General features: G+C 43.6%; 22 protein-coding genes and 1 other RNA gene. 14 read left to right on the top strand and 9 right to left on the bottom strand.

The annotated features are described in order from the left end of the window. Positions 1–17: 17 nt before the first annotated feature. The 7 genes from dut (at position 18) to ACTL4S_RS01815 (ending at position 6,461) form a co-directional block, all read left to right on the top strand. Positions 18–470: a dUTP diphosphatase gene (dut, locus tag ACTL4S_RS01845; protein ID WP_005247107.1), complete on the top strand. Its 453-nt coding sequence runs from the start codon at positions 18–20 to the stop codon at positions 468–470. Positions 471–856: 386 nt separating this feature from the next. Then, positions 857–2,275: a phosphomannomutase/phosphoglucomutase gene (locus tag ACTL4S_RS01840; RefSeq protein ID WP_441298636.1), complete on the top strand. Its 1,419-nt coding sequence runs from the start codon at positions 857–859 to the stop codon at positions 2,273–2,275. Positions 2,276–2,285: 10 nt separating this feature from the next. Beyond that, positions 2,286–3,194 (top strand): acetylglutamate kinase, encoded by a 909-nt coding sequence (gene argB, locus ACTL4S_RS01835; RefSeq protein ID WP_005104791.1) that lies wholly within the window; start codon positions 2,286–2,288, stop codon positions 3,192–3,194. Positions 3,195–3,326: 132 nt separating this feature from the next. Then, positions 3,327–4,175: a class II glutamine amidotransferase gene (locus ACTL4S_RS01830; protein ID WP_441298635.1), complete on the top strand. Its 849-nt coding sequence runs from the start codon at positions 3,327–3,329 to the stop codon at positions 4,173–4,175. A 275-nt stretch (positions 4,176–4,450) separates the two neighbouring features. Beyond that, positions 4,451–4,906 carry a bacteriohemerythrin gene (locus ACTL4S_RS01825; protein ID WP_004646133.1) on the top strand — a complete coding sequence of 152 codons (456 nt, stop codon included), beginning with the start codon at positions 4,451–4,453 and terminating at the stop codon, positions 4,904–4,906. Between the two features lie 143 nt (positions 4,907–5,049). Continuing rightward, the gene (locus ACTL4S_RS01820) at positions 5,050–6,129 is read left to right on the top strand and encodes a hypothetical protein (protein ID WP_138742935.1); all 1,080 of its coding nucleotides are present in this window, start codon (positions 5,050–5,052) and stop codon (positions 6,127–6,129) included. Next, positions 6,129–6,461 (top strand): RnfH family protein, encoded by a 333-nt coding sequence (locus tag ACTL4S_RS01815; RefSeq protein WP_005104788.1) that lies wholly within the window; start codon positions 6,129–6,131, stop codon positions 6,459–6,461. Before ACTL4S_RS01820 ends, ACTL4S_RS01815 begins: the two co-directional genes overlap by 1 nt. Positions 6,462–6,561: 100 nt before the next feature. Here ACTL4S_RS01815 and ACTL4S_RS01810 read toward each other — a convergent pair whose 3' ends face one another. Then, entirely contained in the window at positions 6,562–6,960 is a 399-nt protein-coding gene (locus ACTL4S_RS01810) for an outer membrane protein assembly factor BamE (protein WP_004279275.1), read from the bottom strand. 112 nt (positions 6,961–7,072) lie between these two features. On the opposite strand from ACTL4S_RS01810, the gene fur reads away from it, so the two are divergent. Continuing rightward, positions 7,073–7,510, top strand: coding sequence for a ferric iron uptake transcriptional regulator (gene fur / locus ACTL4S_RS01805; RefSeq protein ID WP_004279276.1), 438 nt, complete (start codon positions 7,073–7,075; stop codon positions 7,508–7,510). Positions 7,511–7,578: 68 nt separating this feature from the next. On the opposite strand, the gene ACTL4S_RS01800 is transcribed toward fur, so the two are convergent. Continuing rightward, positions 7,579–8,700 carry a PilT/PilU family type 4a pilus ATPase gene (locus tag ACTL4S_RS01800; RefSeq protein WP_004279277.1) on the bottom strand — a complete coding sequence of 374 codons (1,122 nt, stop codon included), beginning with the start codon at positions 8,698–8,700 and terminating at the stop codon, positions 7,579–7,581. A gap of 30 nt (positions 8,701–8,730) precedes the next feature. Beyond that, entirely contained in the window at positions 8,731–9,768 is a 1,038-nt protein-coding gene (locus tag ACTL4S_RS01795) for a type IV pilus twitching motility protein PilT (protein ID WP_004279279.1), read from the bottom strand. A 123-nt stretch (positions 9,769–9,891) separates the two neighbouring features. Between ACTL4S_RS01795 and ACTL4S_RS01790 the strand changes: the two genes are divergently transcribed. After that, positions 9,892–10,581, top strand: a complete 690-nt coding sequence (locus ACTL4S_RS01790; RefSeq protein ID WP_441298678.1) for a YggS family pyridoxal phosphate-dependent enzyme — start codon at positions 9,892–9,894, stop codon at positions 10,579–10,581. Positions 10,582–10,612: 31 nt separating this feature from the next. On the opposite strand, the gene ACTL4S_RS01785 is transcribed toward ACTL4S_RS01790, so the two are convergent. From ACTL4S_RS01785 to ACTL4S_RS01775, 3 genes are read right to left on the bottom strand one after another with little or no spacing between them, the layout of a single operon-like run. After that, positions 10,613–11,719 carry an acyltransferase family protein gene (locus tag ACTL4S_RS01785; RefSeq protein WP_502917758.1) on the bottom strand — a complete coding sequence of 369 codons (1,107 nt, stop codon included), beginning with the start codon at positions 11,717–11,719 and terminating at the stop codon, positions 10,613–10,615. A 5-nt stretch (positions 11,720–11,724) separates the two neighbouring features. Further along, complete coding sequence (locus ACTL4S_RS01780) at positions 11,725–15,321, bottom strand: SbcC/MukB-like Walker B domain-containing protein (RefSeq protein WP_441298634.1); 3,597 nt, start codon at positions 15,319–15,321, stop codon at positions 11,725–11,727. A gap of 9 nt (positions 15,322–15,330) precedes the next feature. Then, positions 15,331–16,584: an exonuclease SbcCD subunit D gene (locus ACTL4S_RS01775; protein WP_441298633.1), complete on the bottom strand. Its 1,254-nt coding sequence runs from the start codon at positions 16,582–16,584 to the stop codon at positions 15,331–15,333. Positions 16,585–17,053: 469 nt separating this feature from the next. Between ACTL4S_RS01775 and ACTL4S_RS01770 the strand changes: the two genes are divergently transcribed. Together ACTL4S_RS01770 and ACTL4S_RS01765 are read left to right on the top strand one after the other, a co-directional pair. Further along, positions 17,054–17,512, top strand: coding sequence for an ABZJ_00895 family protein (locus tag ACTL4S_RS01770; RefSeq protein WP_441298677.1), 459 nt, complete (start codon positions 17,054–17,056; stop codon positions 17,510–17,512). A gap of 155 nt (positions 17,513–17,667) precedes the next feature. After that, complete coding sequence (locus ACTL4S_RS01765; protein ID WP_253114759.1) at positions 17,668–18,573, top strand: TIGR01777 family oxidoreductase; 906 nt, start codon at positions 17,668–17,670, stop codon at positions 18,571–18,573. Here ACTL4S_RS01765 and thiO read toward each other — a convergent pair. Both thiO and hemB read right to left on the bottom strand, forming a co-directional pair. After that, positions 18,562–19,686 carry a glycine oxidase ThiO gene (gene thiO / locus ACTL4S_RS01760; protein ID WP_441298632.1) on the bottom strand — a complete coding sequence of 375 codons (1,125 nt, stop codon included), beginning with the start codon at positions 19,684–19,686 and terminating at the stop codon, positions 18,562–18,564. The genes ACTL4S_RS01765 and thiO overlap by 12 nt on opposite strands. A gap of 15 nt (positions 19,687–19,701) precedes the next feature. Beyond that, positions 19,702–20,715 carry a porphobilinogen synthase gene (hemB, locus tag ACTL4S_RS01755; RefSeq protein WP_004279288.1) on the bottom strand — a complete coding sequence of 338 codons (1,014 nt, stop codon included), beginning with the start codon at positions 20,713–20,715 and terminating at the stop codon, positions 19,702–19,704. A 105-nt stretch (positions 20,716–20,820) separates the two neighbouring features. On the opposite strand from hemB, the gene ACTL4S_RS01750 reads away from it, so the two are divergent. Further along, positions 20,821–21,318, top strand: coding sequence for a thioesterase family protein (locus ACTL4S_RS01750; RefSeq protein WP_005247090.1), 498 nt, complete (start codon positions 20,821–20,823; stop codon positions 21,316–21,318). 80 nt (positions 21,319–21,398) lie between these two features. On the opposite strand, the gene glpK is transcribed toward ACTL4S_RS01750, so the two are convergent. Beyond that, entirely contained in the window at positions 21,399–22,883 is a 1,485-nt protein-coding gene (gene glpK, locus ACTL4S_RS01745; RefSeq protein WP_441298631.1) for a glycerol kinase GlpK, read from the bottom strand. A 130-nt stretch (positions 22,884–23,013) separates the two neighbouring features. Here glpK and ssrA point away from each other — a divergent pair. Together ssrA and ACTL4S_RS01735 are read left to right on the top strand one after the other, a co-directional pair. Then, positions 23,014–23,372, top strand: a transfer-messenger RNA (tmRNA) gene (ssrA, locus tag ACTL4S_RS01740). Between the two features lie 181 nt (positions 23,373–23,553). Then, entirely contained in the window at positions 23,554–24,693 is a 1,140-nt protein-coding gene (locus ACTL4S_RS01735) for a tyrosine-type recombinase/integrase (RefSeq protein WP_441298630.1), read from the top strand. The last annotated feature ends 28 nt before the right edge of the window (positions 24,694–24,721 follow it).

The following is a 24,721-nucleotide window of genomic DNA, read 5'->3' as shown; positions in this document are numbered from 1 at the left end:
ACAACAGGAATGAATACATGAAAGTTCAGGTGAAAGTCCTTGACTCGCGTCTTGGTCAGGAATGGCCATTACCGACTTATGCTACGACAGGTTCAGCGGGGCTGGATTTGCGTGCGTGTGTTACAGAAACTACGATCATTGAACCAGGCCAAACGGTTTTGGTAAAAACTGGTTTAGCAATCTATATTGAAGATCCTGCATTTGCTGGTCTGATCTTGCCACGTTCGGGTTTGGGCCATAAACATGGGATCGTGTTGGGTAACCTGGTCGGTTTAATTGATTCTGATTATCAGGGTGAATTGATGGTATCCGTTTGGAACCGTAGTCAGACGGCATTCAGCTTAGAGCCAGGTGAACGTTTGGCGCAGTATGTGTTGGTTCCTGTGGTACAAGCTGAATTCGATCTGGTGAATGAATTCGAAGCGACTGAACGCGGTGCTGGCGGTTTTGGTCATACGGGTAAAAACTAAGTTTTAATCATGGTTTACATTCATTAACTGGATGTAAGCCATTTTTTTATTTAAGTGAATCAGATATTAAAAATGAGCTGATTGAAATATATTTAAAAAATAAAACCTTATTTTTTCGGCCAAGTAGAATTATTTAAATCCAAAATTGATGTAATTATCAAATGTCTAATTAGATGAAACTCAAAATAAATATAATTGAATAATCATTGTTTAATTACAAGAACCCTATAATTTTAAAGTTGTAGATTATATTTTTATAATTGATTGTTACATTGAAATCGTTTAAAAATAGCAGGTCTTAAAACAAAAACAAATGTTTAAAGTCATTATGATGAAATCATCATTTTAAATCTCCTTATTTTAACGAATAGTGAAAAGACAGTTTTATGGGATCTATGAATCATCCATTCCCCATGCATATCTTTCGTGCCTATGACATACGCGGTAAAGTCAGTCTATTAGGTGCCGGGATCATTGATGCAATTGCCCACGGTTTAGCCCAGCAGTATCAGGCTGCGGGACAGACACGTGTCGCCATTGGTTATGATGCACGCATCAGTAGCCCGGCTTTTGCTGATATCATCGCCCGTATTTTTAAAGACTATTCGCTGGAAGCCACTATTATAGGCTGCTGTTCAAGCCCAATGCTATATTTCACCGCACGTCAGTTTGATGGCAATGGCATTATGGTCACTGCCAGTCATAATCCTAAAGAAGATAATGGTATTAAATGGATTATTGATGGTGAACCACCTTGTCCTGAGATGATTCAACAGGTGGCCCAACTGGCAAAGTCGCATTGCGATAGCCAGCTCCTTGGTTTAGCCGAACTGCCGCATCAGATTATTCCAGAGTTTTGCCTGCAGTATCAGCAGGGAATATTAGAAGATATTCAATTAAAGCGCTCATTTAAAGTGATTCTGGATGGTCTGCATGGCTCCGCCGGACGTTGTGCCGACTTGGTACTCAGAAAAATGGGTTGTGAAGTGACTGCTTTACGTTGTGAGGCCAATGGACATTTTCCGGATCATGCGCCGGATCCTTCGCAGGACAAACATCTTGAGACTTTACGCCAAACTGTCATGCAACAGCAGGCTGATCTCGGTATTGCCTTGGACGGTGATGGCGATCGCTTGGTTCTGATTGATGAACATGGTCAGATTATTACAGCCGATCAGTTATTGTGCCTGTTTGCTGAAATTTGTCTCAATGATTCAGCGCCATGCCAATTTGTTTATGATGTGAAATGTTCAACCTTAGTTCGTGATACGGTGCAACGTTTAGGTGGAGAGCCGGTAATGATTCGTACCGGCAGTTCATTTCTCAGAACTTATCTGAACCAGTCTCAGCAGCAAGCGATTTTTGGTGGGGAATATGCCGGACATTATGTCTTTAATGATGGTCGCGGCTGGGGCTATGATGATGGACTCTATGCAGCGCTCAGAGTCATGGAATATCTCGACCAAACGGGGCAAACTCTCGCGCAGGCCTTGGCGGCTTATCCAAAACGGTATGGTACTGAAGATCTTTATATTTCAACGCGCCAAGTGCGTCCAGTTGAGCTTTTAAACTTCGTTGAGCAGCAATCTGCAAGAATTCATGTGCAAATCAGTAAAATTGATGGGATACGTCTTGATTTTGAGGATGGTTTTGGCATCATTCGAGCATCCAATACAGGTGAGTATTTCACAGTGCGCTTTGATGCCAATAATGCCCAAGGTCTGAATGAAATTCGTCACCTGTTTGTAGCCATGTTGCGTGACCGTTATCCAGAGATCGCTCAAGACATTTTAGATGCTCAATAAGGAGAGGCGAATGCCAAATCAACAAACAGGCATCGACAAAGCACAGATTTTGACAGAAGCTTTGCCGTATATTCAACGCTTTGCGGGTAAAACCCTGGTGGTAAAATACGGCGGTAACGCGATGACCGATCCTGAGCTGGAAAGTTCATTTGCACGTGATATCGTTTTATTAAAAACAGTCGGTATTAATCCGATCGTGGTACATGGTGGTGGCCCGCAAGTCGATTCCATGCTGAAACAGCTGGGCCGCGAATCAGACCGTATTGACGGTATGCGCGTGACTGATCCTGCGACCATGGAAGTAGTCGAGATGGTACTTGGCGGTAGCGTTAACAAATCTATCGTGAACCTGATTAACCAGCATGGTGGCCGTGCGATTGGTCTTACCGGTAAAGATGGTAACCTGATCCGTGCACAAAAACTGTTGATGGAAAAAGTGGCTGAAGATGGTTCGGTTCAGCAAATTGATCTGGGTCTGGTCGGTGAAGTTGTCGGTGTGAAAACCGATGTTCTGGAAATGTTCACCAATAGTGACTTTATTCCAGTCATTGCCCCGCTAGGTGTCGATGAAGAAGGCAATACCTATAATATCAATGCCGATCTGGTTGCTGGTAAAGTCGCTGAAGCCTTAGGTGCAGAAAAACTGATTTTGCTCACCAATATCACAGGTGTGCTGGATGAAAATAAAAATCTGTTAACTGGTTTGACCACTCAAGAAGTCGATCGTTTAATTGAAACCGGCGTGATTTATGGCGGCATGATTCCGAAAGTAGGCTGTGCTCTGGATGCGGTAAAAGGCGGTGTCGTGAGTGCGCATATCGTCGATGGTCGTGTACCGCATGCAAGTTTGCTGGAAATTTTTACCGATCATGGTGTTGGCACCTTAATTACCAACCGTGCCAATCCGCATCGTTCATAAGCCATTTCTTGCCAAAAAGAGTCTCTATGCAGGCTCTTTTTTATTTGGATTTCTTATAGCCAGCTATTTGAAATGACAGGAACAGTCATGCACAATAAGCTTCTAAGTGAAATAAAGAGCTGAAATCAAACCATGTGCCAACTGCTCGGAATGAATTGTGCCACCCCGACGGATATTACTTTTTCCTTCCGCGGATTTTCCCAACGGGCGGGCATTACCTCTGATCATGCGGATGGTTTCGGGATTGCTTTCTTTGAAGATAAAGCCTGCCGTCTGTTTGTTGATAACCAGTCTGCGGTTGAATCTCCGATTGCTGAACTGGTACGTAATTATCCGATCAAATCCCGCAATGTGATTGCCCATATCCGTAAAGCCACTCAAGGTAAAATTAATCTGGAAAACTCGCATCCTTTTAGCCGTGAACTTTGGGGGCGGCAGTGGATTTTTGCCCATAATGGTGATTTGCATAATTATTTTCCCGAATTGTCAGGGCGCTTTACCCCAGTCGGCAATACCGACAGTGAGCGTGCCTTCTGTTACCTGCTGGATCAACTGGTGAAACGCTTTGGCTATCATGAGCCGAAACTGGATCAGGTTTTCGATCTTCTAGCTGAAATTTCACCTGCAATCGCGGAGCATGGCACCTTTAATTTCTGCCTGTCGAATGGTCAGGCGCTGTTTAGCTATGCGATTACTAAACTCCACTGGCTGGTACGTGAATACCCGTTTAGACCGGCTCAGCTGATTGATATTGATGTCGAAGTGGACTTTAGTCAGGTCACGACCCCTGAAGATCGCGTCGCAGTGATTACCACTGAACCATTGACCCAGAATGAAGAATGGACTGCCTTCCAGCCCGGTGAAATGATCCTGTTTCAGCATGGGGCGAAAGTACGTTCTCAGTTGACGCATGTTGAACGTCTGGAACGTGAACGTCTTGATCCTTCCTTAAAACGCGTCACGCGAGCTGATCAATATTGAAATGCGATTAAAGACGGAGTTTAAACTCCGTTTTTTTATATTTAAAAAATAAGAAAAAATCTAAGAATAAATAAAGGTTTATTGCGGATTTTGGTTAATTAATATCTTAGCCTTTTACTCAGGATAAATTATTTTTAATTATATATAACAGAAACTTAAAATGAAAAAGCCGGATTTAGGCGGAAAGCCGACTAATTTGCTTCATTTTTATTTGAATCAATACGCTATATGCTCATTTTCACGTTATAAGTCCTTAATATTTATAGGTGGTCGTAATGAAAATGAAATGGGTTCCAGATTATAATACTGGTATCGATGTGATTGACGATCAGCACAAACGAATTCTCGATTATATCAACGAAATTGATGGAATTGATGCCAATACCGAGCGTGCCCGTATTAAACAGATTCTTGATAATATTATTGATTATACCCAGTCGCATTTCACCTTTGAGGAATCTCTTCAGGAAGAAGCCGGCTATAAATATCGGGTGCCGCATAAACGTGTGCATGACCTGTTTATTAAGAAAATTGAATCTTATCGTGACCGTTTTGAACTGGGGCAGTCGATTGAACATGAACTGCACGAAGTATTATCGAAATGGCTGATTAACCATATTCAGCATGATGACGCCGATTATGTCGGTGCCGTGAAAGAAAATATGATGGGGATCATCAAGGAAAAAGAAAAGAAAACAGGTAAAAACTGGTTCGCTCGTTTCTTTTCATAATAAAAGACGTAACGAGATAACAAAAATTAAAATCTAATTATAATTTTTGCGCAGCAAATCACTGTCATGGTGGTTTGCTTTTTGTTTTTGATTTTCACCGCTCCACAAGGCAAAATAGCGCTAGATTTTTATAGGAATGCATCATGCAGGACAATGCTATGTCAAAATGGTTATCGCCGCTGATGGCTTTCTGTTTATCGTTTATTATCATCGCGACGCTCGCACCGATAACCGGTATACAGATTGATCGTCAGATGGATTTCTGGATGCTCTGGTTGGCCTCCATGCTGATTCTGGCACTTCCAGTCTGCTACTTGGAAATTGCTTTGGCCAAGCGCTCTAAAACAACGCCATTACAGGCGCTTTCGACGCTGACCCGTGAAGCGGATGCGTCACAGAAATGGCGTATTGTCGGCTGGTTAAGTGTGATTTTTATTCCGTTTTTGGCAGGTGCTATGTTGAACAATGCCAGCAATGTTCTGGCGGTTGTTGCACTTGATCTTGCACCGAACCTTTTGTTGATCGGATTGGCAATTGCTGCGCTGGTCTTGTCACTGCTGCCGCGTCAAATTTTATTAGCTTTTACAACGATTGGCGTACTGGCGTCTCTGGTTCTAGCCAATGTGATGGGAACGGTGCTACCTGCATGGCAAATCACGCCAGTCGAGTTCTCGGAATGGGGCAATGCCACGGTATTGGCGCTGGTGGCAAGTGGTCTGGGCATGGGCTTGTACTGGCAATCTAGCCTGAGCGCTGTACAACAACAGGATGTCGCCAGCAAGACGGTATTGCCGATCTGGATTGCGCAGCTCGTTGCTGTCATTGCATTTGCTTTCTTTGCCGTACAAGCACAAATTCCTGCATTTACTCTGGTCGCAGCAATGGTGGCAGCTGCCGCATTAATTCTGCAAATGGCACGTGAACAATTACAGCAACGCCAGCTTCATCCTGCGATTCAATGGGCGATTGTGGCGGCGGTTACACTGATCTGGGCTATTCCAAATCTAAGCCCAATTTTCAATGTGGTCTTGTTAGTCTGGGGCCTATTGATTTGTTTGATCTATGCACTGTTTGCCGGCTGGATCATGAAGATCAGTCATTTGCGTAAATCAATGAATTTTAGCTCTGAAGCGTTTTATAACATCTGGCGTATTGCAGTACGTGTGGTGTTGCCGGTCGGGATTATTCTGGCAATCATTGCTGTCTTAGGACAATTCGTCTGATGAGTGAGGCGATGATTTGGGTGGCATATGCGACGCCAGAAAAACAATTTCATCTAGCCGTGTCATTTCAGCCTGGCATGACGGCACTGGACGCGATTGAGCAAAGTGGAATCCGTGAGCAGGTCGACTTGCCTGAACCATTATTTTTGGGCATTTTTGGCGTGCGCTTGCAAGATCAGCAGCAGCCACTGGCAGCAGGTGACAGGGTGGAAATTTACCGAGCACTGACCATCAATCCTAAAGACATCCGACGTAAACGCGCCGAGAAAAATCCGGTGGGTCGTTATGCCAGAGGCAATCTTTTAAAAAAGCTGAAACCATCTTCCGAATAGAGAGCGGCTTGAATGAGCAGTAGTTTCAATGATCTGCTCAATCAATCAGCTTAATTAAAAAAGCCCCTGATGATTCAGGGGCTTTTTCATGTGAAACCGACTATAGTGGAGGAGCATTTAAAATCGCTTCTTTTGATCCTGGTAAGCCGGGTTGAGATTCTGGAATCGTCTCCAGACCTTCAACACGTTCCACGATACCAGACTGGTTAAAGTAGATTTTCAAATGCTGGCCTTGGGCTGCCGGGATCTTGGCTTTTTTAGCGTAGGTTCCTGGGGTATAGTTATAGATGTAGTCCCAACGTAAAGGATTCAGTGGATCGCTTACTGTTGGACTGCCGAGTAAGAAACGCACCTGTTGATGGCTCATTCCCACCTGAATTTTAGCGGCTTGTGCTTGGGTTAAAGGGGTTCCTTGTGGAATATCTACTTTATAAACACCTAATGTCGAACAGCCGACGAGCAATGAAGTGACGAATAACGTCAACATGATTTTTTGCATTTTGCTAAACTATCCCAAATTAATTATGATGCATTTGATCCAAGGATAGATCATACTGCATCTAAACTTTGTTGCATATTCCAACTTTGATTTTGTTGAGAGACCTTTTTACATGACTATTTCAAACCAAGATTTACGAAAAGCTGGGCTGAAAGTTACCCTTCCACGAATTAAAATATTAGAATTACTAGAAAATTCAAAACAACATCATTTAAGTGCGGAAGATATTTACAAGACTTTACTCGATCAGGGCGAAGATGTAGGTTTAGCAACTGTGTATCGTGTGTTAACACAGTTTGAAGCAGCGGGCATTATCGAACGTCATAATTTTGAAAATAATCATTCAGTTTTTGAAATTATGCAGGAAGATCACCACGATCATCTGGTGTGTTTAAATTGCAGCAAAGTTGTTGAATTTATTAATGACACGATTGAAAAAGAGCAGCATGACGTTGCTGAAAAATTTGGTTTTGAATTAACCGGTCACTCACTGAATCTGTATGGTTATTGCGATGCGCCTGCCTGTCAGGAAGTGTTCCGTAAAAAATAATTTGAGCGTTGGTTCAAACAAAAAAACAGGCTTCATGCGAAGCCTGTTTTTTTATGCCTTCAAGATGATCAGGACTGACCATCAAAAGTAATATTGGAATGCGCACGTAATAAGTGGCTGCCACCTTCTTCTGAGAGCTTGATTTGCAGTCGCAGATCGTTTGGTGAATCTGCATGTTTCAGTGCATCTTTATAGCTGATCTGTTTGGCTTTATACAGATCATACAGCGCCTGATCGAAGGTCTGCATGCCCAGTTCACGGGAACGCTTCATCAGATCCTTGATCTCATGCACATCACCTTTACGAATCAAGTCGGCAATCAGTGGCGAGTTAATTAGAATCTCAATGGCAGCGCGGCGACCATTGCCATCGATGGTTGGAATCAGTTGCTGTGCCACAATCGCTTTCATGTTTAGGGACAAGTCCATAAACAGCTGATTATGCCGGTCTGCTTCGAAGAAATGGATAATCCGGTCAATCGCCTGGTTAGCGTTGTTAGCGTGCAGGGTAGCAAAGACCAGATGACCGGTTTCGGCAAAGGCAATCGCATAATCCATGGTTTCACGTGAACGGATCTCACCAATCAGAATTACATCCGGTGCCTGACGCAAGGTGTTTTTCAGAGCGATTTCAAATGAATCTGTATCAATGCCGACTTCACGCTGGGTAATGATACAACCCTTATGCTGGTGAATAAATTCGATTGGATCTTCAATGGTAATGATATGACCTTTGGAATTTTCATTACGATAACCGACCAAAGACGCCAGCGAGGTTGATTTACCGGTACCCGTTGCCCCGACAAAAATAATGATGCCACGTTTGGTCATCGCCAGTTCTTTTAAAATTGGCGGTAACTTGAGTTCATCCATGGTCGGAATGACGGTTTCAATCCGACGCAAAACCATCCCCGGTTGATCGCGTTGCTGAAAGGCACTGACACGGAAGCGGGCACTTTTATCCGGCGTGCTGATGGCAAAGTTACATTCACGACTGTCAGCAAATTCTTTACGCTGCTTTTCGGTCATGATGGAATGGAGTAGTTGTCCTACTGCCGCACCGGGTAATTTTACTGAGCCAATCGGTAAAATCTGACCATTAATCTTGATGGACGGTTCGACATCGGCAGTAATGAACAGATCCGATGCTTTTTTCTCCACCATATAATCAAGTAAGCCGTTAAAATCCATGTATATAAACCCCAATACAATTCAATTTTCTTATAAAAATGCTTCTGGCTGTTTGGCTGCAGTACGTGCAACTTGCGGGCTGATCAAACCTTTGGACACTAGTGTTTTCAGGGTCTGGTCCAGCGTGGTCATGCCATAGTTGGCACCGGTCTGAATTGCTGAGTACATTTGTGCGACTTTGTTTTCACGGATCAGGTTACGGATCGCAGGAATACCAATCATGATTTCATGCGCTGCGACACGCCCACCGCCATTTTTCTTCAGCAGAGCCTGTGAAACTACGGCTTGTAGGGATTCAGACAACATGGCGCGTACCATGTCTTTTTCTTCGGCAGGAAATACGTCGATCACACGGTCAATGGTTTTGGCCGCTGAGGTGGTATGCAGCGTACCAAATACTAAGTGACCGGTTTCTGCGGCAGTTAATGCCAGACGAATGGTTTCAAGGTCACGCATCTCACCGACCAGAATAATATCCGGGTCTTCACGTAATGCAGAACGTAATGCTTCATTAAAGCCATGCGTATCACGATGTACTTCACGCTGGTTGATCAGGCATTTTTTGGATTGGTGTACAAATTCGATTGGGTCTTCGACGGTCAGAATATGGTCATAGCGGTTGTCATTAATATAGTCCAGCATCGCCGCCAAGGTAGTTGATTTACCCGAACCGGTAGGACCTGTGACGAGGACCAGACCACGTGGATATTCACAGATATCCTTAAAAATTTGTCCCATGCCCAGATCTTCAAGGGTCAGGACTTTAGAGGGAATGGTACGGAATACCGCACCGGCACCGCGGTTCTGGTTAAATGCGTTGACACGGAAACGTGCCACGCCAGGCACTTCAAAAGAAAAGTCAGTTTCCAGATTTTCTTCAAAATCACGGCGCTGTTTATCGTTCATGATGTCATAAACGAGTTTATGCACTTCTTTATGTTCTAATGCTGGAAGGTTGATGCGACGAACCTCCCCATCGACACGAATCATTGGCGGTAAGCCCGCAGACAAGTGTAAATCCGACGCACCATTTTTAGCAGAAAATGCCAACAATTCTGTGATATCCATAAGGTCCCCGAGTTCATTAAAATGTTAATTATTTTGATAGAATAATAAGGCTTTCCCACAGCTTAACCAACACTTAGTTCATGGGCAAGGGAAAAAAAGATGAATGAAATGAGAACCCCATCAATGAATATGTTGCAACAGTCACGAAATCAGGTTTTAGTGCAAATTGAAACTGCCTGTGTTGAGGCCGGCCGCGAAGCAGATGAGGTGCAACTGCTTGCCGTTTCCAAGACCCAGCCGAGTAGCGTGCTGGCAGAGATGTATCAGGCAGGGCAACGTGCTTTTGGTGAAAACTATTTGCAGGAAGCACTGGAAAAAATCACGGCACTGAAAGAGCTGGAGATTGAATGGCATTTTATTGGTCATGTGCAGCGCAACAAAACCAAGGCTCTGGCGGAAAATTTTGCCTGGGTACATGGAGTCGATCGCCTGATTATTGCCGAGCGTTTATCAAATCAGCGTGGAGATAATCAGTCCGCACTGAATATCTGTATTCAGGTGAATATTGATGGCCAGGATACCAAAGATGGCTGCCAGCCGGAAGAAGTCGCAGAACTGGTGGCACAAATCAGCCAACTGCCGAATGTACGTTTACGTGGCCTGATGGTGATTCCTGCACCGAATAATCTTCAAGCCTTTGCTGATGCCAAAGTTTTATTTGATGCAGTCAAAGTTCAGCATGCACACCCTGAAGATTGGGATACTTTAAGTATGGGCATGTCTGGGGATATGACCGAAGCGATTGCTGCGGGTTCTACCATGGTTCGTGTTGGCACAGCCCTATTTGGTGCACGGCCTAAAAAAGATGTATAAACTACTAATGTCAGTTTTTTGCAGCAAAGCGTTATCGCAGGGTATTGGATAACGCTTTTTTTCTGGCTGGTTCGAGCCATTTAGCCATTAACCAGGCAAAGACTATTAAGCTGCACATGCTCGCAAGCAAGGCTAAAACTGCTCCGCCCAGACCATAGGCCAAAGTTGCCGGAATACAGCCCAAAATAAATAAAAGTAAGGGGAAATGGGTCACATACAAGGTATAGGAAAAGTCTGCGGATTGAACCCAGACCGGATGGTAGTGACTACGTTGATGCTGGAGCTGTACCAGCCAGCAGCTAAAGGCCAAACCCACACAGAAATTAAAAGGGGCAAAATTCGCAGCACGGTATTGCTGGGCCTCATCAATCAGCTGAAACTGGTAAGCATCAAAACAGGCGATTAGAAATGCCAAGCCGACTAGGGCTAATTTGACCGATTGTAAGCGGTTTAAAAAACGTAGCTGGATATATCGAAATGAACAGGCAAAGGCACTAAGCCAGACCAGAAAATAAATAAAAAACTGGATGTTCAGTAATGACAGTATAGCCAGAACCATAAAAAATCCGATTTTGGCGATTTCCGAATTTTTTAAAAAAGGTAGGAATCCGGCCAGCACATAAAACCACACTTCATAGCTCAGGCTCCAGAGTGCAGCATTGGCTAAAACCGTTGGTGTTACAAAGCCATTCAAAAATAGCAGCGAACCAAAAAATTCCATCATGTCTACATTATAGTCAGTCCGGATCATCATGCCAAAACTGTGTTGAAAAGCATGAGTATGGCTGGCAAATAATAGTGGAGCGAGTAGATAGAGAACCAGGGTCAACCCCATGGCAAACAGAAAGGGTGGTAAAATTCTGCTGCAACGCTGTCGAGCATAACGGTGCAGATTGAACTGACCATGCTGATGAATGTTGTGCTGGATCGAATAGCCGATCAGATAGCCACTTAAGGCAAAGAAAATCATGACTGCAGCCTGTCCAAGCAGGCGTATCCATGAATAAATGCTGGTATCGAAAGGCGCAATAAATGCCTGAAAGCAGTGACTGAACAGCACCACAATGGCACTGATACCCCGTAGGCTCTCAAGCTGTAAGCTGAAATAGGGCGAGAGCGTGTTCGGGGCAGGGTGAATCATCGCTAACCTATAATCTGAATGGTACTGGCGCCTGCACCAACAGGCTTGACCTGGATCTGTACTGGAATCCGTTCATGCATTTCCTGAATATGTGAGATTACGACCACTTTACGTCCCTGACTTTGTAACTGATCAAGTGCATTCATCACCATATGTAATGAAGATGCATCAAGGGTGCCAAAACCTTCATCGATAAAAAGGGATTCTATTTTCATGGAGCCTGAAGCCATATTGGCAATTGCTAAAGACAAGGCAAGGGCGGTCAAGAATGACTCACCCCCAGAAAGCGATGAAACAGAACGGGTTTCACCATCCATATCATGGTCAATAATGGCAAGACTGAGTGAGTTGTCTAAACGTTTTAAGGTGTAACGCTGAGACAGCATCGCGAGTTGCTGATTGGCAAATTCAAGCAAAATATCAAGGTTATATTGCTGCGCATAATCACGGAATTTTTTGCCTGTGGCATCCCCCATAAGACTGGAAATTTTATTCCAGCGATATTCTTCAGTTTGAATTTGCTGAATTTGTTCAGCAAATTGTTTTTGCTTATCTAGGTTCGAGTAGTGAACATCTAACTTGGTCTTAAGTTGGTCACGCTGTTCTTGTCGCTCTGCTAAAGCTTTAAGGTTCAGTTCAATGGCACGCTCAATCTGTAAGATTTGTACTTCAGGTTGAGTTTGTAAATGTTGTGCGAGCAGATGTTGTGTGGTTTTCAGGGCGGATGCTGCATCGACCAAGGCATGTTCGATATCTTTAATATGTTGACGTAGTTTTTGAGTTTCTTCAGTTGAAATGAGGCTTAATTGTGAAATCAAAGCATGATTAAAATCTAAATTTTGATTTAACCAGTGTTCGATTTCTAAAACACAAGCATGATGCTGTGTTTCAAGTTGAGCCAACTGAATTCTGAGTTGATCAAGCTGCCGTTGTTGGCTATCAAATTGTTGACGAGCTGTTTCGAAACTTTGTTGTATTTTCTGATGTTGCAGCTGTAAATTTTTACGCTGTTCATCGTGTTGAGTCAGCCATTCATGTGGTTTATCGACCGAAGTTTGCGTCATCTCAAAAATAAGCTGAACGGCAAGTTCCTTGTTCTCTTGTCCTTGACGCTCAAATTCAACTTTATCTTTTTCAGCGAGTTCAATCTGATTATTTTTGGCTTGAATCTCGTTATTTTTTTGAGCGAGTAGTTGAGCTTTCTCATTCAGTTGCTGATTTAAAGTCTCAAGATTGTGCAACAGATGCTGACGCTCATGCAATTGTTGCACAATGTGTTGTGCAACAGTTAAGGTTTGCTTATGCCAAGCATTTCGTTGATCAGCAGTGAGCAGGTCTAGAAGGTATTGAATATTCTGTTCAGCTTGTTGAACAATCGACAGTTGTTGTGAGATTTGCTGAATATTTTGGGTTAAATTCCGTTGTGTTTTTTCAACCTCATCGAGTTGTTTGATATTTTCCTCAAGTGTTATTTTTTCTTGTTGCAGGATTTGATTGACTTGAAGCAGTTGTTGTTCAATCTGTTCAGATTGTTGGGTTAAGTCTATTTGAATTTGGGTATTTTTGAAGCTTTGATAAAGCGCCTGTTCATGCTGTTGATGTTGAATATTTAAATCATCGAGACGTTTTTGCTGTTCGCTCAAAGATGCTGTTTGCTGTGTGTGTAATTGCTGAATCTTTTGCCAAGCATTAAAACTGTCTTGTTCGATTTGAATCGCTTGCTGCTCTTGTTGCTCTTGCAAATTGACGAGTTCACTCGATAGTGCAGAAAGATCAGTTTTAAATGGATGATGTAAACTGCCACAGACTAAACATGCTTCTCCATCAATCAATTGCTCGCGTAATTTCTCAATATTTTCAGCATGTAATAAGCGCTGTTGTTGCAGCATGCGTTGTAAGTTTTCACGTTCAAGTTTATGGGTTTGGTATTGCTGTTCTTGCAAATCAACTTGGATTTTACTTTGGGCACTCTGCTGTGCGAGCGCATTGCACGTTGTTTGCAGTTGATGCTGTTCAGAGCGTTGTTGTAGCCATTGTTTAAATTGATTTTGAATTAAACTAAATTGATGTTGTTGCTCCAAATTTTTTGCCTGATCGCGGCGAAGTTCTAATAGTTGGTGATCAATTTTTTGGTCATCGCCATACTGTTGTTGTAGTGATTCCAATTGCTGCTTTTTCTGACTTAAATCAGTTCTAGCAGAAGCAATATCGCCATATTGTTTTTCAAAACTTTGGTAATGCTGAATAAATCGTTGTAAATGTGTGAGATGCGCGGAAAGTCCATCATCTAAACTGCTTAATTGCATCGTTTGATTCAACTGTTCGGTTTGTTTTTGCTGATCTGACTTGAATTGCGCTAATTCCTTGTGTAGCTGAGTTTGTACAAGGATTAAGGGCTGTAACTCTTTTTGAAACTCGTCCAATACAGATTTTGCTTTAACAAACTGTTTACCAATGAATTCACGTTCTTGAATACAGTGACGGACTTGGTCAATACGGTGCTGATGGGTGTGTTCAAAATGCTGTAGCGCTTTGAGTTGTTCATCAATCTGTTTAAATGCAGTCTGTTTTTGCTCAAAAACTTGCTGAATGGTATGAAACTGTAGTTCAGTACTTTGAATTTGAGATTTTAACCGAGCTAATTCTGTTTGTGTTTTTTCTTGCTGGATCATACTTGGACGGATGGATGCAAAAACTTCGAGTTGTTTTAGACGGCCACGTTCTGTATTCAGTAAATCAAATTTTTGTTGTTGCTCCACATGCTGACGCTGTCGTTGCTGAACATCATTTTCCAGCTTTTGCTTTTGCTCAAACCATCGCTGGTTTTTTTCGAGTGCCGATTTTTCTTGTTCTAATTTTTTGTATTCAGTACAGATTGTATTGAATTGATCGCTTATAGTCGCTAAATCTTCTTTCGACAAAGTCTCGATATCACCGAGTCTGACTTCTAAAGCTTTGCGCTGCTTGGCGATTTCCTTGGTTTTTTCATATGCCAATTGACCAATTTTGCCAAAAATACTGGAGTTGGTCAGATATTCGAGCAGTTCACCACGTTCAGTATCCCGTGATTTTAAAAATGCGGTCACTTCAGATTGAGCCAATAAAACGGCACGGGTAAATTGCTCAAAACTCAGCTGAGTAATTTGCAGAATTTTAGCTTCTACCGCTTTGGCTTTATCGGCAAGAATATTGCCATCACTCAGACATTTCAGTGAACGTTGCACACTTTGCAATTTGCCTGTGGGATTTTCACGTGCACGTTTAATTTCCCAGCGAGCTGAATATACTTTTTGATCTTGTGCAACAAAATTTAGTTCGGCAAAACCAATGCCTGTACCGCGACGCAAAACAGTTAATGGGGAATTGGTGAGAAGTTCAGAACCATCGATATCAGTCAGTTTGCCATCGCTATCTTTTAAACGAGGTACACGATTGAACAGTGCCAAACACATTGCATCCAGAATCGTGGACTTTCCGGCACCTGTTTTACCGACAATTGCGATTAAGCCTGCACTGGCAAGTGGATTGCTTTCAAAATCAATAAAATGTTCACCTGCAAGCGATGCCAAATTTTTTATACGAATAGATAAAATTTTCATGGCATATCCTTATGGTGTTTCATTAGCATCAATACTTTTTTCCGCCTCAATAATCAGGCTGAGGAAATCTTTCAGCACCGAATCATCGGCGCTGTAACCCTGTTTGAGCCAAAGCTGTTCAAATAGTCTTTTGGGTGTTGGCGGCTCTAAATGGATCTTCTGAGCTTGTGCATCATCAAGATTAATAGCTTGATATTGACGTGAAATGCGCACCAGTCGATAGCGGTTCGGCGGAAGTGCATCTTCAAAAGTTTGTCTTAAATTGGGTGGAGGTGGCGTTGCCGTATGATATTCAATATCGATATATTCACGTTGATCAATTGCTTCAATTTCCCCATGTTCAAGGGTTCGAATCTGCTCAAAGATTTCATTGAGTTCACCACGAAGTCGATGCAGGCTTACACTGCGTGGAATAAGCAAAGCTTCAAACTGAAAACGTGCCTCATCTTCTAATTGAGGGTCAATTCTGACTTCAACTATTTGATGCTTATAATTAATCTCACTAAATGACAAAGGGATTGGGGAACCACTATAACGAATATGCGGCTGACCGACTTTTTGTGGTTTATGCAAATGCCCCAGCGCGACATAATCAATCACGTCATCAAACAGCGCCGTCGACAGGGCCTCTTCATTGCCAACAATAATTGGACGTTCGGAGTCTGAGGTCTCACCACCTTGCATGTGCGCATGTGACATTAAAATCAGTGCCTGATGTGGCTGTTTGCGTGCTTTGGCTTCGGCAATCAGTTGTTGATGCAGATAACTGATCGCGTTCTGGCTATTGCTGGTATGTTCATTTAGTCCGGTAATTTCGGCACTGCGTAAATAGGGCAGGGTCAGACACCAGGCGATGATATTTTTATCCTGATCATAAATAGGAATAAGCAGCCGATCCAGATTCAGGGTATTTTCTGCAGTGCGGCCTACAATTCCCACTGCTTTGGCATTAAATTTGGCCAGCAAGGGTTCAACCTGCTCAATCCGGTAACCGGAATCATGATTGCCTGCAATCATCAGGGTCTGCATATGTGGCGCCAGATCGTGGGCATCGGCCAGAAACTGGTATAGCTGTCTTTGCGCACTGGAAGCGGGATTGATCACATCAAAAATATCGCCGGCAATCAGCAAGGCATGCGGTTGCTTTGCTTTAATTTGCTCAAGTAGCCAAGTCAAAAACTGCGCATGTTCAAATTCACGGTCATGGTTATGGAAAAATTGTCCCAGATGCCAATCGGAAGTGTGAAGAAAATGAACTGCCATGTAATGAACCCCAAGATATCTGCCTTGCTACTATAGGAAAAAGCACAGGTAAAAATCTACTTGAAATCGATATTTCAGTGAATTGTTTGTGATTTGGAGGCTGAATTTATTTTGATCAGTATGGATATTAATGGACGGTTGTATCCAGATCATCAGATATTAAAGGTTCTGCAAGCCCTCAGATTTTAGAAATAGGGATTTTAAAAAATAAAAACCGACGATTCGAGTGATGATGAAATCGTCGGTCAAATTTGTGTTACATGAAGATTTTGGCTGCTATTCAAAATTTCCCTGTACACTGGACTTATTGCTTTAGCTCTAAAGGTCAGCAAAAATTCGTGGATGCCAGTCCAAATTTTTGTACCTTGTACCCTATATAACGTCACCCTGTAGTGGATGGTTGACAATAAAATGAAAAAAAACCTGATTTTTTTTATACTAGCTTGTTGAAGATCACTGAGTCATGCATATGTTGCCGCTAAGTCGTTATTTTATCTGGTTTTTCGTTATATGTTTTATTTTTACCTGTATTTGCGGTGTACTCGCAGCCTTGCTGCCGATGGGCATGGGTGCAGTCTTGACGATTGTTCCGTATCTGGTAGCCATGATTTGGGGGCTTTTTAAATTTTTAAAACAGCAAAAACGTGCCCCGACCCAAGCAGAGCGTAAAAAATTCACCCTCGGGTTTAGCCTGATTTACTGGGGCTATAATTTATTATTTCTCTTGCTCGGTATTGTTATCGCCACCCGTTCCAATCCGAATGCCTGGCAGGACTTTCTGTTGTATCTACAGCAGCCACAATTTATGAGTATTGTGCTGATCATGTTCCTGATGATCGCAATTCCGCTGTATCTGCTGACCTACTGGTTTTATGGCAAGCAGGCCCAGCGTATGGCAGAGAAAATGTTTGGCCATCCACCTCAGTGAGTATAGATGAATCATTGTGTGACGACTGATCTTCATAAATTGATTGAATGATGAAAGATACAAATTCTCCACTACAAAGATCTTCTCGGTTTAAAAAGCTAAAGATGAGTGGCGTATAATTTAAATCAAGAAAATAATAAGGCGAAGAATGACGAATGTATAAACCTGTAGTGCTGTTGACGGGAGCGAGTGGTTTTATTGGCAGTCATCTCGTGCATTTTTTACTGGAACGGGATTATCGGGTGATTGGTCTGACCCGTCAGAAAAATAAACCTGAACTACATCCGGACTTTCATTGGATTAACCAGCTGGATGAATTAAAACAGCATCAGATTGATTATGTGGTCAATCTGGCTGGCGAAAGTATTGGTCAAGGCCGCTGGACGGCAGCGCGTAAAAAGAAATTGCTGAATAGCCGTTTAGATACCTCCAGACATTTATTTGATTATTTAGAAAAAAATCAGCTTAGACCGAAACGGATTATTTCAACATCGGCCGTTGGCTATTATGGCATTGACCCCAATGAGCGCTGGGAACAGGTCTGCACGGAGCAAAGTCCGCCACAAGATATTTTTATGTCCGAACTCTGTGCGAAGTGGGAGCAGCTGGCCTTGTCCTATACTAACCAGAACACCAAGATTGTTCGCTTTGCGGTGGTGTTTGGCAAAGGTGGTGGGATTCTTCCGCAGATGCTATTGCCGATTAAGCTGAATCTGTTTGGGCGGATTGGTCATGGACGTCAGCCAGTGACCTGGGTGCATCTAGAGGATGTGCTGCGTGCGATTGAATTCTTGATACTTGAGGATACAGCCGAGCAGATCTTTAATGTGGTCGCGACAGAAAAAAGTAGTCAGGCCCAGTTTGCACGAACTGCGGCCCAGATTCTGCAACGTAAACCCTTACTTCCACTACCCGCATGCAGTCTGAAAATGATGCTCGGAGAACAGGCACAACTGGTATTGAATGGTCAGTATGTACAGCCCAAAGCCTTGCAGGAAGCTGGATTCCAGTTTCATTATCCAACCCTGAAAGAGGCGCTGGATAATATCCTAAAGCACTAAACGACTGGGCTCGAATAAACGGACTGGATCATAAGGATCTGGATCAACGATTAGCGTTTGTTCAAGTATGAGTTGAGCGAGCAACTTGCCTGATGCCGGTCCCATGCATAAACCATTGCGGAAATGTCCAAAATTGGCCCAGGCATTGTGTAGCTTGGGAATTCTGCCTATATAGGGAATACCCTCGGGTGAGCTGGGTCTTAATCCGGCCCATTGCTTGACCAGCGGAAAATCTGCCAGTTCCGGTACCATCTCGATGCACGCCTGTAAAATATCCTGCCGAATTTCGGCAGAAGGCGAGGTGTCAAAACCGACCTGACGCATACTGGAACCACATAAAATATGTCCGTCTGGTCGTGGAATCAGGTACATCACCTTGTTCATGCACATGGTCGGCAGCCAGTTTTCTGGCGTTTTAAACAGCAGCATCTGACCTTGCACCGGTTGTACCGGAATTTCCAAACCAAGTTGCTGTGACCAGTATTGTGACCATGCTCCGGTTGTGAACACATACTGATCTGCCTGAAAAACCTGGCTATGTTCATCTGAGATACTTTTTACACAGCCTTGCTGAATATTGAGCCGAGTGATTTTACAGTCTTCTTGCCAGGTGACACCAGGATGCTGCTTCAAATAGTGAATGATCGACTGTAATAACCGTGGATTACGGATATTCGCCAGTTCAGGGAAATAAATCGCCTGCTTGAATTTGCTCTGATTAATTCTTGGATTGATCTGTTGCAGTTTAGCCTGATCAAGCAATTCTGCCTGTTGCTGCGGATCCTGATGTGTTTTGGCATAACTTAAACCGATTTCAAAATCGGATTCATCAAAAATCAGCATACCTGTTTCATGAATCTGGAAATCGATGCCAGTGAAAGGTTGCAGTTTTTGATTCCAGTCCTGATACATGGGTTTGGCATGTCGAGCCAGAGCATTTACAGCAGCGGGATAACGCCACGGATACATCGGGGAAAGGATTCCTCCTCCAGCCCAGGATGCAGCCTGTCCGGCGGCCTGTTGATCAAAAAGGGTAACAGAACATCCCTGTTCAAGCAGTTCCAGCGCCGACATCAAACCGGTGATGCCAGCGCCGACAATGGCAATATGCATTGCGCCGAAATCCTTTTACTTCATGTCTTTCAGTTTAAGCGCAGCTTCTTCAGCAAAATAGGTCCAGATACCATCTGCACCGGCACGACGACAGCTCATCAATGATTCTAAAATGACGCTATCAGATAACCAGCCATTTTGAATTGCCGCAGCCAGCATCGCGTATTCGCCACTGACCTGATAGACAAAGGTTGGTACGCCAAAAGTGTCTTTGACTTCGCGGACGATATCCAGATAAGGCATGCCCGGTTTAACAATCACCATGTCTGCACCTTCCTGAATATCCAGCGCAATTTCATGCAGGGCTTCAGCACGGTTACCGACATCCATCTGGTAATTGTATTTATTGCCGCCTTTTAAATTGCTGGCAGAACCGACTGCATCACGGAACGGACCATAGAAACTTGATGCATATTTGGCTGAATAGGCCATGATGGAGGTATAGATATGACCATTTTTTTCAAAGGCCTGACGAATCGCACCGATCCGGCCATCCATCATGTCACTTGGAGCAAACACATCTGCACCGGCTTCGGCATGGCTCAAGCCCTGTTTAATCAGGCACTCGACCGTTTCATCATTTAAGACATAACCGTTCTCATCAATAATGCCATCCTGACCATGTGTGGTATACGGGTCTAATGCGCCGTCAGTAATCAGCACCATTTCTGGCAGTTCTTTTTTCAATAAACGCAAGGTGTTTTGTACCAGACCATCTTCACGCCACGCAGCTTCTGCAGTCAGGCTTTTATCTTCTTGTGGGGTGACCGGAAATAGCGCCAGTTTATTGACACCGAGTTCCAGTAGACGTTCTGATTTTTTTAACAACAAGTCCGCTGACAGACGCTGGATATTCGGCATACTTGGAATATCTTGGGTCTGGTTTTGTCCTGGCAGGACAAATACTGGATAAATGAGATGATCTGCCGCGAGATGGGTTTCACGAACCATCGAACGTAAATGTTCATTTTTACGAATACGACGCATGCGAGTTGCAGGAAACGCGGGACGATTGAACGTATAAGTCATAAAAATCTCAGTAATCAGTATTAAACTAGGCCTCTATTGTAGCCCTAACTCAAATTTTTGGGCATAAATTAGCGGTTTTTTATTGTGGTGGATTCGGGCAGAGTGATGAGTAAGACAGAGAGAAACTGGACGGGTAATATACATCTGGGCTCGAAAGTGGATATTGATGTAGTCCTGAAACAGCTGGTACATGCTTTTAATAGCTCTCCTTTTTTTAAGCATAACGGCATGACCATGCGGGTGGTCGAGGGCCAGATTGAGGCCTATGTAGAAATGCAGGATTTCATGATTGGTAATGTGGCTTTCCAGATTCTGCATGGCGGTCTGGCTGCAACTGTACTGGATAGTGTCGGTGGTATTGTGGCCATGGGCGAACTGTATAAAAAAGCTGAACCGGAAACGATTGCAGATACCATTAAAAAAGTATCGCGTCTGGCGACGGTCGATATGCGGGTAGATTATCTGGCGCCTGGACGTGGCAAATATTTTATTGCACGTGCAGAAACCTTACGTTTGGGGCGTAAGGGCTGCACCATGCGCATGACCATGGTCAATGATGAAGATAAAGCGATTGCAACAGCGATTGCGTCTTATGCCTATTAATGAAATCGTGAATTGAGAAAGTTAAAAAGCACTGTTTAACAGTGCTTTTTTTATAATGATCAAATATGAACCTAGAGGATTTAGAGATCAGATTTAGCCCGTTTCAAGGCATTTTGCCATTTGGCTAAATGCATTTCTTTTTCGTCATTTTGCATGTTGGGTTCAAAAGCACGGTCCAGCTGCCAGGACTGGGAAATTTCATCCAGGTCTGAAAATACGCCAGCTTTTAATCCGGCCATAGCGGCCGCACCCCAGGCAGTGGCTTCCAGCATTTTCGGACGCAGTACCGGTACATTCAGAATATCGGCCTGAAATTGCATCAGCATGTCATTGCTGCTGGCACCACCATCAACCCGCAGTTCTTTCAATGGATGTGCAATATCAGATTGCATCGCACTGAGCACATCCGATACCTGAAAGGCGATTGATTCTAATGCTGCACGAGCGATATGCGCTTTGGTCGTACCGCGTGACATGCCACAGAGTAAGGCACGTGCTTCACTATCCCAATGCGGCGCGCCCAGACCGGTAAATGCCGGAACCAGAACCACGCCGTCACTATGCTCGACCTGGTGTGCCAGTTTTTCCACATCACTACTTTTTTGAATAATTCCGAGGCCATCGCGTAACCATTGCACTACAGCACCGGCCATAAATACGCTGCCTTCCAGCGCATAGGTAGTTTGGCCCTGGGCTTGCCAGGCAAGAGTAGAAAGCAGCTTATTCTGGCTAAGCTGAATATTATGCCCGGTATTGAACAGCATAAAACAGCCGGTGCCATAGGTGTTTTTAGCACTGCCCACCTCAAAACAGGACTGGCCAAAGAGTGCAGACTGCTGATCCCCCAAAATGCCGGTGATGGGAATATTGGCCCCAAGTAAGCCAGAAGCAGTGTCAGCGACATAACAATCAGAAGAGATAATTTTCGGTAAGACCGAAGCCGGGATATTAAACAGCTCGAGCAGCTCTTCATCCCACGACCGTTGCTGCAGATTCATTAACATGGTACGAGAAGCATTACTGGCTTCAATGACGTGCTCTGCGCCTTGGGTCAGATTCCAGATCAGCCAGCTATCGATAGTACCAAATGCCACATGGCCTTGTTCAGCGAGTGCTCGTACTCCCTCGACATGCTCTAAAAACCAGACCAATTTTCCCGCACTAAAATAAGGGTCAATCCTTAAGCCTGTTTTTTGCTGAATTTTGGACATCAGGCCTTGTTCAATCAGCCGGTTACACCAATCAGACGTACGACGGTCCTGCCAGACGATTGCCGGGGCGAGCGGTTTGCCGTTTCGACGATCCCAGACTACAGTGGTTTCACGCTGGTTAGTCAGGCCAAGGGCTCTAATATCTTTTGCCAGAATACCTGCAGTCGCTAAAGCTTGCTGTACCACCGCAATCTGTGAGCTCCAGATTTCCTGTGCATCCTGTTCCACCCAGCCTGAATGTGGGGTGTGGATATGCGTTTCACGTTGAGCCGTTGCCTGAACTTGTCCATGTTCATTAAAAATAATGGCCCGACTTGACGTAGTTCCCTGATCTAGTGCCAGTAAATAGCTCATAATTTTTCTGTTATTTGGCTTGAAAAGTAAAATATTAGCGCAATAATGTAATTAAGCGCATCAAGTTGTGTAAATGTTCAGAAAATACATCGTAATTTTTGACATTTATGCTATGATTGCCTTGTACTTTGGGGGTGTTTCTGGCTTCGACGCTGGTGATGAAACTCATAGATGCATGCCGAGAGCGCATTTTCTCTCGTAAATCAAATTTGCATTTTTTAGTCGCAAACGACGAATCATACGCTCTAGCTGCCTAAGGGCAGCTTGTCCGTCTCTCCGAATACTTGTGGTTAGAGAGTCCGACTGAAGCGCACGCACACAAGTCCGTATAAAGCCAAGCCTCGGGGCTTTGTACTAAATTAAGAGGATCGCGATTTGTACCCTGTTCGTCGGGTCACAAAGAGTTAAAACAATAGACGATATCTAAGCATGTAGTATTCTCGAGCGTAGTGCTGGCGGACGCGGGTTCAACTCCCGCCACCTCCACCAAAATTCTTTCCGAAGTAATCCATCGGAATCTAAAAAAGCCTTTAAACTCAATGTTTAAAGGCTTTTTTTATGCCTATTTGTCCGATATTGTCTGATCCCATTTGACCCCATATTTGCTCTTTGTGGGTAAATATTGGGAAAATTTACCCAGAAATTAATACATCAATTATGGGTAATCTACATGCCACTAACAGATACTGAATGCAGAAAAGCACAGCCGAAAGACAAACAGTATCGTCTTTCAGATTCACATGGTTTATCTCTAATCATTACCACCAAAGGTCAAAAATATTGGAATGTTCGCGTCACTGTCCATGGTGAACGTAAGTCTGAATCGCTTGGCCCATATCCAGATTTAAGCTTAAAAAAGGCAAGAGAACTTGCATATGAGCTTAAGCATCGATACTCACGTTCAGTATTGCATGAAGACTTAAAGCCCTATTTCAAAGAAGTTGCAGAAGATTGGTTCAATAATCAAAAAGAAACCTGGTCATCCAAACATATTAGTAATGTACGAGCTTCATTGGATGAGCTTTATATTGCTCTTGCTAATAAGCGTATAAATCAGATTCAGGCTCCGGAGATTCTGCAGATCATTAAGAAGATCGAAGCTAGAGGCTCGCTTGAAATTGCAAAACGGACCTTATCTCGTTGCGGCATGGTCATGAAGTATGCTATTGCGCATGGCTATCGTTATGATAATCCGGCAGGTGATCTGGTTTATGCTCTTAAGAACAAAAGAGTCAAAAACCTGGCTTCGCTTACAGCCTCTGAAATGCCTGAATTTTTAAGAAAGATAAGAGCATACCCAAGTGATGCTCAGACACATCATGCCATTATTCTGATTATGCTGACAGGGGTTCGGGTTAGTGAATTGCTGCAAGCACGTTGGGAAGAATTTGATTTAGAAGGACGTAAGTGGGATATCCCTGAAGAGCGGATGAAGAACCGTCTTCCGCATCGTGTACCGTTGACGGACATGATGATTGCTGAGCTAAAGGCTTTGAGGCTTACCCATAATCAGGAACTGCTATTTCCACATCGTTTAAATAACAAAGAACCTATGCGTAGCGAGTCTATTTTGGCTGTGATCAAACGTTCAGGCTATGCGGGACGAATGACCACACATGGTTTTAGATCGCTATTCAGTACAGTTATAAACGAATCGAATCTGTTTAATCCAGATGCCATTGAACGCCAGCTTGCACATGTGCCCCAGAATAGAATTCGCTCGGCATATAACCGAGCGCAATATTGGGATGAGCGGGTGAGATTGATGGAGTGGTATGGAGAGCAGGTTAAAATATGGATAGAATATTGATATTAATTTATACAAGACTAAATAAACT

This window comes from Acinetobacter lwoffii (genome assembly GCF_052078135.1).
Lineage (GTDB): Bacteria > Pseudomonadota > Gammaproteobacteria > Pseudomonadales > Moraxellaceae > Acinetobacter > Acinetobacter lwoffii_Z.
This window is presented reverse-complemented; position numbering and strand designations above follow the sequence as displayed.

What these genes read in the sequence shown, in the direction of transcription:
- ACTL4S_RS01840 (WP_441298636.1), top strand. Translation starts at nt 857, where the DNA reads ATGGGATCTATGAATCATCCATTCCCCATGCATATCTTTCGTGCCTAT.
- ACTL4S_RS01775 (WP_441298633.1), bottom strand. Translation starts at nt 16,584, where the DNA reads ATGGCAGTTCATTTTCTTCACACTTCCGATTGGCATCTGGGACAATTT.
- ACTL4S_RS01790 (WP_441298678.1), top strand. Translation starts at nt 9,892, where the DNA reads ATGAATATGTTGCAACAGTCACGAAATCAGGTTTTAGTGCAAATTGAA.
- fur (WP_004279276.1), top strand. Translation starts at nt 7,073, where the DNA reads ATGACTATTTCAAACCAAGATTTACGAAAAGCTGGGCTGAAAGTTACC.
- ACTL4S_RS01770 (WP_441298677.1), top strand. Translation starts at nt 17,054, where the DNA reads ATGTTGCCGCTAAGTCGTTATTTTATCTGGTTTTTCGTTATATGTTTT.
- ACTL4S_RS01815 (WP_005104788.1), top strand. Translation starts at nt 6,129, where the DNA reads ATGAGTGAGGCGATGATTTGGGTGGCATATGCGACGCCAGAAAAACAA.
- ACTL4S_RS01820 (WP_138742935.1), top strand. Translation starts at nt 5,050, where the DNA reads ATGCAGGACAATGCTATGTCAAAATGGTTATCGCCGCTGATGGCTTTC.
- ACTL4S_RS01810 (WP_004279275.1), bottom strand. Translation starts at nt 6,960, where the DNA reads ATGCAAAAAATCATGTTGACGTTATTCGTCACTTCATTGCTCGTCGGC.
- ACTL4S_RS01800 (WP_004279277.1), bottom strand. Translation starts at nt 8,700, where the DNA reads ATGGATTTTAACGGCTTACTTGATTATATGGTGGAGAAAAAAGCATCG.
- ACTL4S_RS01795 (WP_004279279.1), bottom strand. Translation starts at nt 9,768, where the DNA reads ATGGATATCACAGAATTGTTGGCATTTTCTGCTAAAAATGGTGCGTCG.
- ACTL4S_RS01780 (WP_441298634.1), bottom strand. Translation starts at nt 15,321, where the DNA reads ATGAAAATTTTATCTATTCGTATAAAAAATTTGGCATCGCTTGCAGGT.
- ACTL4S_RS01825 (WP_004646133.1), top strand. Translation starts at nt 4,451, where the DNA reads ATGAAAATGAAATGGGTTCCAGATTATAATACTGGTATCGATGTGATT.
- ACTL4S_RS01830 (WP_441298635.1), top strand. Translation starts at nt 3,327, where the DNA reads ATGTGCCAACTGCTCGGAATGAATTGTGCCACCCCGACGGATATTACT.
- ACTL4S_RS01750 (WP_005247090.1), top strand. Translation starts at nt 20,821, where the DNA reads ATGAGTAAGACAGAGAGAAACTGGACGGGTAATATACATCTGGGCTCG.
- ACTL4S_RS01735 (WP_441298630.1), top strand. Translation starts at nt 23,554, where the DNA reads ATGCCACTAACAGATACTGAATGCAGAAAAGCACAGCCGAAAGACAAA.
- argB (WP_005104791.1), top strand. Translation starts at nt 2,286, where the DNA reads ATGCCAAATCAACAAACAGGCATCGACAAAGCACAGATTTTGACAGAA.
- hemB (WP_004279288.1), bottom strand. Translation starts at nt 20,715, where the DNA reads ATGACTTATACGTTCAATCGTCCCGCGTTTCCTGCAACTCGCATGCGT.
- glpK (WP_441298631.1), bottom strand. Translation starts at nt 22,883, where the DNA reads ATGAGCTATTTACTGGCACTAGATCAGGGAACTACGTCAAGTCGGGCC.
- thiO (WP_441298632.1), bottom strand. Translation starts at nt 19,686, where the DNA reads ATGCATATTGCCATTGTCGGCGCTGGCATCACCGGTTTGATGTCGGCG.
- ACTL4S_RS01765 (WP_253114759.1), top strand. Translation starts at nt 17,668, where the DNA reads ATGTATAAACCTGTAGTGCTGTTGACGGGAGCGAGTGGTTTTATTGGC.
- dut (WP_005247107.1), top strand. Translation starts at nt 18, where the DNA reads ATGAAAGTTCAGGTGAAAGTCCTTGACTCGCGTCTTGGTCAGGAATGG.